This is a genomic window from Sodalis praecaptivus, assembly GCF_000517425.1.
Lineage (GTDB): Bacteria > Pseudomonadota > Gammaproteobacteria > Enterobacterales > Enterobacteriaceae > Sodalis_A > Sodalis_A praecaptivus.
Genome location: NZ_CP006569.1, coordinates 1148191 through 1160815 on the forward strand (window position 1 = coordinate 1148191; position 12625 = coordinate 1160815).

9 protein-coding genes are annotated in these 12625 nt (G+C 57.1%); 8 read left to right on the top strand and 1 reads right to left on the bottom strand.

Going from position 1 to position 12625, the window contains the following annotated elements:
- Nucleotides 1–493 precede the first annotated feature (493 nt).
- Genes SANT_RS05145 through SANT_RS05155 form a run of 3 tightly spaced genes read left to right on the top strand, consistent with a single transcriptional unit; the run spans nucleotide 494 to nucleotide 3913 of the window.
- Nucleotides 494–1510 (top strand): LacI family DNA-binding transcriptional regulator, encoded by a 1017-nt coding sequence (locus SANT_RS05145; RefSeq protein ID WP_025421232.1) that lies wholly within the window; start codon nucleotides 494–496, stop codon nucleotides 1508–1510.
- An 18-nt stretch (nucleotides 1511–1528) separates the two neighbouring features.
- The gene (locus SANT_RS05150) at nucleotides 1529–2647 is read left to right on the top strand and encodes a mandelate racemase/muconate lactonizing enzyme family protein (RefSeq protein ID WP_025421233.1); all 1119 of its coding nucleotides are present in this window, start codon (nucleotides 1529–1531) and stop codon (nucleotides 2645–2647) included.
- A 51-nt stretch (nucleotides 2648–2698) separates the two neighbouring features.
- The gene (locus tag SANT_RS05155; RefSeq protein WP_148296240.1) at nucleotides 2699–3913 is read left to right on the top strand and encodes an MFS transporter; all 1215 of its coding nucleotides are present in this window, start codon (nucleotides 2699–2701) and stop codon (nucleotides 3911–3913) included.
- A gap of 59 nt (nucleotides 3914–3972) precedes the next feature.
- Here SANT_RS05155 and SANT_RS05160 read toward each other — a convergent pair whose 3' ends face one another.
- Nucleotides 3973–5301: a chloride channel protein gene (locus SANT_RS05160; RefSeq protein WP_200867276.1), complete on the bottom strand. Its 1329-nt coding sequence runs from the start codon at nucleotides 5299–5301 to the stop codon at nucleotides 3973–3975.
- A gap of 370 nt (nucleotides 5302–5671) precedes the next feature.
- Here SANT_RS05160 and SANT_RS05165 point away from each other — a divergent pair, with 370 nt between their 5' ends.
- The 5 genes from SANT_RS05165 (at nucleotide 5672) to arnD (ending at nucleotide 12620) form a co-directional block, all read left to right on the top strand.
- Nucleotides 5672–6763: an ABC transporter substrate-binding protein gene (locus SANT_RS05165; protein WP_148296345.1), complete on the top strand. Its 1092-nt coding sequence runs from the start codon at nucleotides 5672–5674 to the stop codon at nucleotides 6761–6763.
- A gap of 866 nt (nucleotides 6764–7629) precedes the next feature.
- Entirely contained in the window at nucleotides 7630–8769 is a 1140-nt protein-coding gene (gene arnB / locus SANT_RS05175; protein ID WP_025421238.1) for a UDP-4-amino-4-deoxy-L-arabinose aminotransferase, read from the top strand.
- 1 nt (nucleotide 8770) lies between these two features.
- Complete coding sequence (gene arnC, locus SANT_RS05180; protein WP_025421239.1) at nucleotides 8771–9751, top strand: undecaprenyl-phosphate 4-deoxy-4-formamido-L-arabinose transferase; 981 nt, start codon at nucleotides 8771–8773, stop codon at nucleotides 9749–9751.
- The gene (gene arnA, locus SANT_RS05185) at nucleotides 9748–11730 is read left to right on the top strand and encodes a bifunctional UDP-4-amino-4-deoxy-L-arabinose formyltransferase/UDP-glucuronic acid oxidase ArnA (protein ID WP_025421240.1); all 1983 of its coding nucleotides are present in this window, start codon (nucleotides 9748–9750) and stop codon (nucleotides 11728–11730) included. The genes arnC and arnA overlap by 4 nt, the downstream gene beginning before the upstream one ends.
- The gene (gene arnD / locus SANT_RS05190) at nucleotides 11727–12620 is read left to right on the top strand and encodes a 4-deoxy-4-formamido-L-arabinose-phosphoundecaprenol deformylase (RefSeq protein WP_025421241.1); all 894 of its coding nucleotides are present in this window, start codon (nucleotides 11727–11729) and stop codon (nucleotides 12618–12620) included. The genes arnA and arnD overlap by 4 nt, the downstream gene beginning before the upstream one ends.
- Nucleotides 12621–12625 lie beyond the last annotated feature (5 nt).

Genomic DNA, 12625 nt, shown 5'->3' on the forward strand with positions numbered 1-12625 from the left:
TCTCGCCGCCGCACCGCCCGTCGGGACGTTCCCTGCATGCGTCCTGATAGCATCATCCGGCCTGCGCAAAACATGCTTGCTGGGGCGGACCGGTCGACGCCGGTCCTGAACAGCGTCGTCTGGCGGTGCCCGGGTCCATACGGGGTCATATTGCCGTGAGAAACCCCAATCAATGCACAACCTATCGCCGCTAGTCCGCGGACGATTTCGGCCGCTGCAAGGCTGTGACCAATCAGCAAATCGATTCATCTGACGTAGCGCGTAACGACCGTCCGCGGTGGAGGGGACGCACGTCTTTACCGAGGTGCGGCCCTGGAAAGGGTTTACAGCCCAATGTTGTCACTTTCGGTGCCGGCCGGCGGCGAAATGGGGGCGCAGTAGGCGCGATATGCCTCTCGGCGGGCGATGGCGTGATGAAATTGAGTGATTGATCACAGTCATCATTAAAGGAATCTCTATAGTTAGGTAATCGATTACCTAACTATTTATCTTCATGGACAAGAAAGTAGCCATCAGCGATGTTGCCCAGGCGGCGGGCGTATCGACGGCGACAATTTCACGCTATCTAAACGGTAAATTCGGCTCGATGAGCGTGGCGACGCGTGAGCGGATAGGCCGGGTTATTGCCGAAATGAACTACAAGCCGAACGACGTCGCGCGTTCGTTGCGCAGCACGCAGAGCAAGACCATCGCCGTGATTATGGCGGACATTTTTAATCCTTATTCAATGGATATATTAAAAGGTATTGAAGGCGTCTGTACGCCGTTTGGTTATACGCTGTTTTTATGCGATGCCAAAGATGATGCCCAAAACGAAATCGCCATTATTGAAAATATGATGTCCAAACGCGTCGACGGTTTCATCATCAACAGCACGGGAAAAAACGATCGCTTTATCCGGACCGTTGCCCAGGAAATCCCGACGGTACTGGTCGGCAGAAAACTCGGCTTCGAGGATATGAATTGCGTATCGGTGGACAATCGGCAAGGAATGCAACTGGCGATGGCGCACCTGCGGCAGCGGCACTGTGATGCCGTCACGCTGTTTACGCCGCCGCCGGATACGATTTCCCCCCGTATTGAACGCGTGGACGCGTTTAATGCCATCGGTGAAAGCGAGGCGTTCAAAGGGGTGCCGTGCCGTACCGTGATTGTGGAAAACGAGACCGTGGATACGCTTGGCGAACATATTGCGCAGGCCGTGAACGGGGCGGCCACGCCCGGCATTATTTCCATTAACGGCAAGCTGTCGCTCAGCATGGTCAAGGCAATGCATCGCGCCGGTTTGGCTTTTCCGCGCGACCTGCTGTTTATCGGCTTCGACGATACGGAATGGGCCTCGGTTATCGCCACACCGCTGACCGTTATTGCACAGCCGACGTATGACATCGGCGCCGGCGCGGCCAGTAAACTTATCGCGGTGCTGACCAAGGAAAAGAGCATCGCCGACAGTGGTCAGACCCGATTGCCCGTCACGCTGATTGAACGGCAATCGACAATAAGAAAGTAGACAGGAGAATAAGACATCATGCGAGTCACTGAAATTAACACCCATGTGCTTAAGGACAAGCTTTCTGAAAAATTCGGCATGTCGCAATGGTATTGGGATGTTCGCGCTATATGCCTGGTTGAAATTAAAACCGATGACGGGATTACCGGCTGGGGGGAGTGCTTTGGCCCGGCCGAAACCAATGCCGCATTGATAAAAGAACTTTACGCCCCGCAGCTTATCGGGCGCGATCCGCTGCCGCGCCGTCATGTTTGGGAGACGCTTTATAACCGCACGCGCGAGTTTGGCCGCAAAGGGATTGCGATTTCCGCCTTATCGGGAATTGATATCGCCCTGTGGGATATATACGGCCAGTATGTGAACCAGCCGATAGGCCAGTTACTGGGGGGCGATGTAGCGCAGCCGGTGGCGGCCTATGCTTCGACATTTTATTATTCGGCCGAGAATGCCCGCGTGATTGAAGAGAATGCGGCGCAAGCAATCAGCGAGGGCTTTAGCGCATTTAAAATGAAGGTCGGCGCGCTGTCGATTGAAGACGATGCGCTCCGGGTACATAAGGTCCGCCAATGTATCGGCGATAGCGCCCTGTTGGCGGTGGATGCCAATCGCGCCTATACGGCTAATGAAGCCATCGCGCTGGGAAAACGGATCGCGCCACACAATATTGCCTGGTTTGAGGAGCCGGTATTGCCTGATGATTTTGCCGGTTATCGCGAGGTGAGGGATAAACTGGACATGCGTATCGCCGGCGGTGAATCGGAATTCACGCGCTTTGGTTTTCGATCCTATTTAGAACAGCAGTGTATTGATATCGCTCAGCCAGATGTTGCCGCCTGCGGCGGAATAAGCGAAGCGCTGACGATTGCCCAACTGGCCACGGCATACGGTATCGAATGCTATCCGCATCAATGGGGATCGGCTATTTCCCTTGCCGCTACGCTGCATCTGACCAGCGCTATTCCGCTGGCGGTCCCGGCCATGGCAAAACCGCGCCCCGTTCTGGAGCTGGACCGCGCGCCGAATATCTTCCGCGAGCAGCTCTCCGATTTGGCTATCGGTCCCGTTATGCAGGTGCCGCAGCGCCCCGGCCTCGGCATTGAGATTGACTTCGATATGATAAAGCATTATTCGACCTGATCCGCTTAGGGCGAGTTTATTTATAAATCATACCTTGATGTGGGAATGACTATGTTTACCTCTAAATGGTTTCGCATTGGCGTTACGCTGATGATCGGGATTTTTGTCGCCTATCTGGATAGGTCCAATCTTTCAATTGCCTTGCCCGGCATTGAAAAAGACCTAGATATAAACGGTTCGGCGGTAAAAAGCCTTGCGCTCACGGGATTTTTGATTGGTTATGCATTTGCCAATTTCTTCGGCGGTATTTTGACAACTAAGCTCAATCCTAAAATCACCATCGTCAGTATGGTATTTTTATGGTCGGTGGTGCAGATTATGACGGCGTGGGTAACCTCGCCTACGGTGCTCATTATTTATCGCATTATTCTGGGCGTAGCTGAAGGGATCTACTGGCCGCAGCAGTTCAGATTTGCCCGGGCGTGGTTTACTAAAGAAGAAATAACCCGCGGCACCAATCTGATACAGTTTTACGGGCAATTTCTGGCGCTGTCGTTAGGCTTTCTGATCTTAACGCCGATATTTACCTATTTGAGCTGGCAATGGGTATTTTATATTACCGGCGGGCTCGGTGTTTTGATTGTGGTCCCCCTGTTTCTTATCTTTCTCAAAAATGCGCCGGATACGCCGCTTGAAAATAATGCCGCGGCCAGCGCCGATGACGTGCCCGTCAAGGGGATGGTGTCATTTCGCGATTTAGGCGGCGCGCCTTTTCTGTTGTTGATCTTCAGTTATTTCGCCAACGGTATGCTGTTTTGGGGCGTGACCCTGTTTATTCCGATGGTGGTAAGTTCGCTGGGATTCAGCGGATTATGGCAGGGGCTGGCCAGTTCATTGCCTTATTTTCTGGCCATTCTTTTCGCCATTCCCATGTCTTATGTCAGCGACAAAACCCAACGGCGCGGGTTGATTGCCGCCGGCGGTTTGTCGGTGGCGGGGATTTTGCTGATTACGCTTCCCTTAATTGCCAGCCCGGTCGTGAAAATGGCGGTCATCACGCTTTCCATCGCCTGGTTTACCAGCTGCTTTACTACCAATATCTGGTCCATTATTACTTCCAGCGTCAGAAAGGAAGCGGTGGGGGCCGCGTCCGGGATCATCAACGGTATCGGCGCGGGCGTCGGCGGAACAACGGCGGGCTTTGTCGTCGAGTTTCTCCACGGCAGCACCGGCTCCTATTTGCCGGGCTTCGTGGTCATCGGCATCGTCGCTATTGTCGGTGGGCTCAGCGTGTATACCTATTGTCGCATCAAAGGCGCGGGATGAGGTTTAACGCGTCGGTCAGTGCTTCATGCATCCAATGAGCGGCCGCGGGGCGTTCACCCCTACGGCTGTTCTGGCGCGCCATCACCCGCCGATGCGGTATCGTTACGCACCGGCGCGCTACCTTCCGATCCTCTAGGCGCTGCCCTTGACTGACAGAATTTGAACAGGCACATCGCGCCGGTGACGGCAACGATCATCGGCGGCAGAAAATTCAGCGTCAGGTCGGTGAACTCGAATATCAACACTATCGCCGTGAGCGGCATCGTCATCGACGCGGCCAAAAATGCCCCGGCGCCAATGACCGCAAAGGCTCCCGGCGCGGTGCCGGGCCACAAATGATTCCAGGCGCCTCCCAGCAAGCAGGCCAACAGCGCGCCGCAGGTCAAACCCGGCGTAAGCAGGCCGCCCTGGGCGCCGGCGCGTAAACTGCCCCATATGGCCGCGATCTTCAATACCAATAGCGTTGCCGCCGTCGCCATCAGTAGATGATTGCCAAAACTCAATTGCGCGGGACCTTTGCCGTTGCCCAACAAAGCCGGGAACGTCGCCGCCAGCAAACCGATAACGGTAAAATTCAACAGGCATAGCACGGGCAACAGGGCGTTGCGCGGCGCCCTGTCCCTGGCGCTACGGGTGAGGCGGCTAAAGCCGTAGGCGGCCAGCCCGAACAGCGGACCGGCCAGCAGCGACCAGACCAGAAGCGCAGGCGTCACCGCCAGGGCAGGCAGATGATATTGCGTTTCATTGCCAAGCCCCGCCCAGGCGACCATCGCCGCGATAGCGCAGCAGGCCAGCGCCGGGATCATCACCGTGAAGCTGAACGTTCCCATCAGCACTTCCAGTACAAATAGCGCGCCGCCCAGCGGGACGTTGTACACCGCCGCCAGCCCGGCGCCGGCGCCGCAGGCCATCAGGATGCGGGTGTCGGCGTCGCCCAGGCCCAAGATGCGCGCCAGCCGCCCGGCGCTCATGGCGCCCACTTCACGGGGCGCGACTTCGCGGCCCAAGGGTGAGCCCAGCGCAACGGTGGTAATTTGCAACAGCGCGTGGATAAGCGTTGCCGCCACCGGCATTGCCGGCTTTGCACTGGCAAGCGCGCGGGCAATGCTGACCAGCGGGCGCGCGTGGCGATAAAGCAGCCACCAGCCACCGCCCGCCACCAGACCGCAAAACATCAGCACGCCGGCGCGGCGCAGGGGAGAAGCGGCGGTGACGCCCTGTAAAAAGCTCTCTTGGCTGATGATGTGCGGCAAGCTATAGCCAAAAAAGAGATGCTGTATAGCATGAAGCAGCATCGCCAGCAGCATACCGCTAATGCCGGCGACAAGTCCGGTAAGGATGACCGCCAGAGCCAGAACGAAAAGAGAACGAGAAGGGGATTTTGTCATAATGCGCATCTACTGCTGCAGGTTTAAGTTACGGCGAAGCCAGGACGGCGCGGTTGCTTAGAGATGAATCGTTAAAGTTAAATTATCACGAAACGACGGCGGCCACTCGCGCTAAACGGGCGTTGGAGGAGGGTGAGCGCGTTTTTCCGCCGTTGATTTATGGATGGTTTAACTTTTTTCTGTCACCTGCCGGCGTCACCGCAGGGTGGCGGTGTCGCGCGACCAAGGCTTAATGGCAGGGGCTCGTCACGGTTAGGCCGTACAGGCAAACGCGATTAACCGGCACCAGCGCTTTGCGAATAAAGCTCTATATGATAATAATTATCACTTCCAATAATTTGCGCAGGGAATACATGTGTTGAAAATCAAGATGATGATGACGGTTGGCGCGCTGTGCGCCTCGGCCGGCTGCCTGGCGAGCACTTATCCGCTGACGGTCACCGATATGGACGGCCAAACGCTTACGCTGGCGAAAGAGCCGCAACATGTCATATTGCAGGACGGCCGCGATATCCTCTCTCTGGCGCTGCTGGATCGGGAAAATCCCTTCCGCCGCGTGGTGGCGTGGAATAATTTGCCCAAGAAACAGGATGTCCAGACCTGGGAACTGTTGAAAAAAACCTGGCCGGCCGCCGGCGATATTATCGACATGGGATTTAACGATCAGGGACAGGTGAATCTGGAGAGCGTTATTGCCCAGAAACCCGACCTGATGATAGCGCAATTGCGCGCGAAACCGGCCCTTGAGCAGACCGGCGTTATCAGTAACTTACAACGGCTCGGTATCCCGGTGATGTTTATCGATTATGAACTGCATCCAGCAAAGAATACCGCCGCCAGCATTACGTTATTGGGCAAGGCGTTGAATCAGGAGGCGCGCGCCGGCGAATACACCGCCTTTTATCAGCAACGCTTCGCCAGCATGCAGCAAACCATCAACAGCATTAAAATCAAACCCACGGTATTCATCGAGCCTATTGCCGGCAATAGCGACAACTGCTGTTTTACTCATGGCCATAATGGCTGGGGCGGACTGGTGGAATCGGTCGGCGCTAAAAATATAGGTTCCACGCTGTTACCGGGCGCGTCCGGGTTTGTTTCGCTGGAAAAAATCATTGCCATGAAGCCGGACGCCTATATCATGACCGGGTCCAAACGGCCGAATAATAATATCTTGCCGTTCGGGTACGGCGTCAGCCATGAGCAGGTTGGTGCGGTCTTCAATACGCTTATTCACCGCACCGGATTGAATGCAATCGCGCCGGTCAAGACGGGGGCGGTATACGGGGTCTATCATCACTTTTATAACCATCCATATAATATCATTGGTATGGAAATTCTGGCCAAAGATCTTTATCCACAGGCGTTCACCCGCCTGGATCCCACGGCAGATTATCATCACATTATTACCACCTATACCCACATCCCTGACGCGCCGATTACGCTGAGCTATCAGCCGTAACTTCACGGTAGCGCTCTGTCCTGGCCGGCGACCGAAACGGGCGCTGGCCCGGACGGTGAACAGCGTTGCAAAACCGTGCCGCCTTCGCACGGCGCCGGGCGGTTAGGAAAGGCAGCGCCATAGGGGCTGGCGGTAAAGAGGGATACCGCCGGCTTTCAAGCCAGGCCGGGCAACACGCTCGTTATCACGCCTGCGGCCCACGCTCATCTACGGCTGCGGGCGACGCTGCCCATTGCCTATGGCCGACATTCCCGACACCTAAGGTTTATGCTCCCCTTACGCCTGTTGCCGACGGCCCCTTTGCCAGGGTTCAAGTTTCCCAATGCCGAGATCCGTTTGCGCGTGCCGAAGGCGCTTGCCTGTGAAAAAAAGAAATGGGTGACATTCGCGGAAAAAGTCACGCGCTATACTTTTTTTACCGGCGCAACCACCGCGAAAAAATGTTAATGACGGATAATACGCCAAGCTTATTGATTTCATTAGGGAGTATTTGAATTATTTCCCTATGCAAAGTTGAAAAAAAACCGGCGCAGGGCGAGGGTAAACGATTTCGTTTATTACGCTGACTTATCCTATCTCAGCGTAGACTAATTGAAGTCGATACAGCGATGAGAAAAATGTTACATGGGGTGATGACAGAATACCCGCATATGAGTGGGTAAACACAACTTAAACGAACATTTAAAAATAGCCCTATTCATTGCGGCTCCTAATTTTCATTTAAGGAAATTCAGTTAAGATCCCTCCGGTTTGTAGCGCGGTCATTCATTACAGAACTTTACCGTTCAGCGGCAATACCGTTCACGCCAATCATGTCGCTTGCTGCCGCTCAATCGTGACTCGCCATTTTTAAGGGAAACCGAATAATGTCTGAATTTTTGCCGTTCTCCCGGCCTGCGCTGGGCGAGGCCGAGCTCGCCGCCGTCGGTGAGGTATTGCGGTCGGGCTGGATCACCACAGGGCCGAAATGCGCAGAGCTGGAACAGGCGTTCTGTCAATTGACCGGTAATCGCCATGCCATCGCCGTGAGCTCGGCGACCGGCGGTATGCACGTCACGCTCATGGCATTGGGGCTGCGGCCGGGCGATGAGGTGATTACGCCTTCGCAGACGTGGGTTTCCACCCTGAATATGATCTGCCTGCTCGGCGCTGAACCGGTTATGGTCGATGTCGACCGCGACACGCTGATGGTGACGCCGGCGCTCATCGAAGCGGCGATCACCCCGCGCACCCGCGCCATTGTGCCCGTTCATTACGCCGGCGCGCCGGCGGATATCGACGCTATTCGCGCGCTGGGCGCACGCTACGGCATCCCGGTAATTGAGGATGCGGCGCATGCGGCGGGTACCGGCTACAAAGGCCGCCACGTGGGCGCCGCCGGCACCGCCATCTTCTCGTTCCACGCCATCAAGAATATGACCTGCGCCGAGGGCGGTATGGTGGTCACGGACGACGATGCGCTAGCGCAACGCATCCGCAGTCTGAAGTTTCACGGTCTGGCGGTGGATGCGTTCGATCGCAATATGCAGGGCCGGGCTCCGCAGGCGGAAGTGATGGCGCCGGGTTACAAATACAACCTGGCCGATATCAATGCCGCCATGGCGCTGGTGCAGCTCGATAAACTGCCGCAGCATAACGCGCGCCGTGCGGCCCTGGCGCAGCGCTATTTGCGCGGGCTGGCCGATACGCCGTTTTCTCCGCTGGCGCTGCCCGTCTGGGAACACCACCACGCCTGGCATCTGTTTATCATCCGCGTCGACGAACGGCGGTGCGGCATTGATCGCGACGGTCTGATGCAGGCGCTGAAAGAACGCGGCATCGGCACCGGCCTGCATTTCCGCGCCGCCCATACGCAGCGTTATTACCGCGAGCGTTTTCCCGATTTGGTCCTGCCGGACACCGAGTGGAACTCCGCGCGCATGTGTTCGCTGCCGCTTTTTCCCTCCATGAATGATGACGATGTCGAGCGCGTGATTGCCGCGCTGCGCGCCATTGCGAAGGTTTGATATGACAATACCCATGAAAATAGACAAAGTTTCGATCGTAATCCCGGTCTATAACGAGCAAGAAAGCCTGCCTGAACTGATGCGTCGCACGGTGGCGGCCTGCGAGCAGCTCGACGCCGCCTATGAAATTCTGCTGGTGGATGACGGCAGCAGCGACGACTCCGCCGCCGTATTGACCGCCGCGGCCGAAGCGCCGGGCAGCCATATCGTCGCGGTATTGCTCAACCGCAATTACGGTCAGCACTCCGCCATCATGGCCGGGTTCAGCCACGTGAGCGGCGATTTGATAGTGACCCTCGATGCGGATTTACAGAACCCGCCGGAAGAGATCCCGCGGCTGGTCGAAGTTGCGGCCCAAGGCTACGACGTAGTAGGCACCGTGCGCCAGAATCGGCAGGACAGCTGGTTCCGCAAGCGCGCCTCGCGCATGATCAACGCCTTAATTCAGCGCACGACCGGCAAAGCGATGGGCGATTACGGCTGCATGCTGCGCGCCTATCGCCGCCATATTATCGACGCCATGCTGCACTGCCACGAGCGCAGTACCTTCATTCCGATTTTAGCCAATACCTTCGCCCGCAAAACCATCGAAATACCGGTGATGCATTCGGAACGAGAATTCGGCGATTCCAAATACAGTCTGATGAAGCTTGTCAATTTGATGTATGACCTCATCACCTGCCTGACGACCACGCCGCTGCGCATGCTGAGCGTTATCGGCAGCATTATCGCCCTGCTGGGGTTCGCATTTTCCCTGCTGCTCATCACGCTACGCCTGTTTCTCGGCGCCCATTGGGCGGCCGAAGGCGTTTTTATGCTGTTCGCGGTGCTGTTCATTTTTATCGGCGCGCAATTTATCGGCATGGGGCTATTGGGGGAATACATCGGCCGTATCTATAACGATGTGCGCGCCCGTCCCCGTTATTTTGTCCAGCGTGTGGTCAGTCAAAATCCACTCTCGTCTCAACAGGAAACACAATGAAAGCTGTCATTTTTGCTTATCATGATATGGGCTGCGTAGGCGTCACCGCCCTGATTAAAGCAGGCTTTACTATCGAGGCCATCATCACCCATCCTGATGCCCCTACGGAAAAACCCTTTTTTGGTTCGGTGGCGCGCATCGCCGCGGAACACGGTATTCCGGTGTTTGCGCCGGATGATGTTAACCATCCGCTGTGGGTAGCGCGAATCACAGCAATGGCGCCGGACGTGATATTTTCCTTTTATTATCGCCAGCTGCTGTGCCAGGAGATTCTGAGCCTGCCGACGGTGGGCGCATTCAATCTGCACGGTTCGCTGCTGCCGCGCTATCGCGGCCGCTCGCCCCTGAACTGGGTGCTGGTCAACGGCGAAGAGGAAACCGGCGTGACCCTGCATCGCATGACGGCGCGGGCCGATGCCGGCAACATCCTGGCGCAGCGCGGCGTGGCGATTACGCCGCAGGACGATGCGCCGTCGCTGCACCGCAAGCTGTGCGAGGCGGCGGCGGCTGTGCTGGAGAGCATTTTGCCGGCCATCCGTGAACAACGATTTAGCGAAACGCCCCAGGACGAAAGCGCCGCCAGCTATGTGGGCCGCCGTACGCCGGAAGATGGCCGCCTGGACTGGTGTCAGCCCGCCGCGACCCTCGCCAATCTGGTGCGCGCCGTGACCGATCCCTGGCCGGGCGCCTTCAGCTATGCCGGCGGAGAAAAATTTATTGTCTGGAAGGCGCAAGTGCGTCCGAACAGCGACGCCGCACAGCCCGGCACCGTTTTGTCCGTTGATCCGCTGGTTATCGCCTGCGGCAGCGATGCGCTGGAGATTCAAACCGGCCAGAGCCAGCAAGGGGTATATATGCAGGGCGGCCAGTTGGCCCAGGCGTTGGGGCTGGTCAATGGCGCGCTGCTGAATCCGCGCCCGCTGGTCAGCCATAAGCGCCGTACCCGCGTGCTTATCCTGGGGGTGAACGGCTTCATCGGTAACCATTTGACCGAACGTCTGCTGCGCGACGGCAATTATGAAATCTACGGTTTGGATATCGGCACCGATGCGATAAGCCGTTTTATGGTGAACCCGCTGTTTCATTTCGTCGAGGGCGATATCAGCATTCATTCGGAGTGGATCGAATATCACATCAAAAAATGCGATGTCGTTTTGCCGCTGGTGGCGATCGCCACGCCTATTGAATATACGCGCAATCCGCTGCGGGTGTTTGAACTCGACTTCGAGGAAAACCTGAAAATTATTCGTCATTGCGTCAAATACCAAAAACGCATCATTTTCCCGTCGACGTCTGAAGTCTACGGTATGTGTACCGACCCGGTGTTCGACGAAGACGATTCCAGCTTGATTGTCGGGCCTATCAATAAGCAGCGCTGGATTTATTCGGTGTCGAAACAGCTGCTGGACCGCGTCCTGTGGGCATACGGTGAAAAAGAGGGGCTGCGTTTCACGCTATTTCGTCCCTTTAACTGGATGGGACCGCGGCTGGATAATCTGAATGCGGCGCGTATCGGCAGCTCGCGCGCCATTACTCAGCTGATCCTGAATCTGGTGGAGGGATCGCCGATCAAATTAGTGGACGGCGGCGCGCAGAAACGCTGCTTTACCGATATCAGCGACGGTATCGAGGCGCTGTTCCGCATCATTGAGAACAAGGACCAGAATTGCGACGGCCAGATAATTAATATCGGCAACCCGGACAACGAAGCCAGCATCCGGCAGTTGGCGGAGTTGCTGCTGGCAAGTTTCGAGCGCCATCCGCTGCGCCAGCATTTCCCGCCGTTCGCCGGTTTCCGCGATGTGGAGAGCAGCAGCTATTACGGCAAAGGCTATCAGGATGTCGAGCACCGCAAGCCGAGCATTCGTAACGCCAAGCGCCTCCTGGACTGGGCGCCTACGGTGCCCATGGCGCAGACCATCGACGAAACGCTGGACTTTTTCCTGCAAACCGTCGATTTGCCGGACGCGCCGCAATGAAAAACGTCGGCCTGCGTATTGATGTCGATACCTGGCGCGGCACCCGCGACGGCGTGCCGCGCCTGTTGGAGATGCTAGCGGCGCAGCAGATCCAGGCGACGTTCTTTTTTAGCGTGGGGCCGGATAATATGGGGCGCCATTTGTGGCGTCTGGCAAAACCGCAATTTTTGCTGAAGATGCTGCGCTCGCGCGCCGTTTCGCTCTACGGCTGGGATATTCTGCTGGCCGGCACCGCCTGGCCCGGCAGGAACATCGGCCAGGGGCTGGCCGCGCCGATCCGCGCCGCCGCGGCCGACCATGAAGTCGGGCTGCACGCCTGGGATCATTTTGCCTGGCAGACCTGGGCCGGGGTGTGGAGCGAAGGTCAGTTGACCGAGCAGATTCGCCTGGCGCGGGATGCATTGACCGCGATTATCGACCGGCCGGTAACCTGTTCGGCGGTAGCGGGCTGGCGCGCGGACGATCGCGTGGTGCAGGCTAAACAGCCCTTTGGCTTTCGTTACAATAGCGATTGTCGCGGCACGGGCCCCTTTCGGCCGCTGCTGCCGAACGGCGCTTTCGGCGCGGTACAAATACCGGTGACGCAGCCCACGTTTGACGAGGCCGTCGGTCGGAGCACCACCCGCGCAGGCTACAACCGCTTCATTCTCGATAGCATCAAAGCGGACGGCGGGACGCCGGTTTACACTATTCATGCCGAAGCGGAGGGCATTGCGCTCAGCGGCATGTTTCGGGAATTATTGTCGATGGCGGCGGCGGAAGGGATCCGCTTTTGTCCATTGCAGGAGCTCATCCCTCCGGACGTCGCCGCCCTGCCGGTCGGTCGGGTGGTGCGCGGCGTTCTGCCGGGACGGGAGGGCTGGGTCGGATGTCAGCGCTTGTTAAAGTGAGTCGA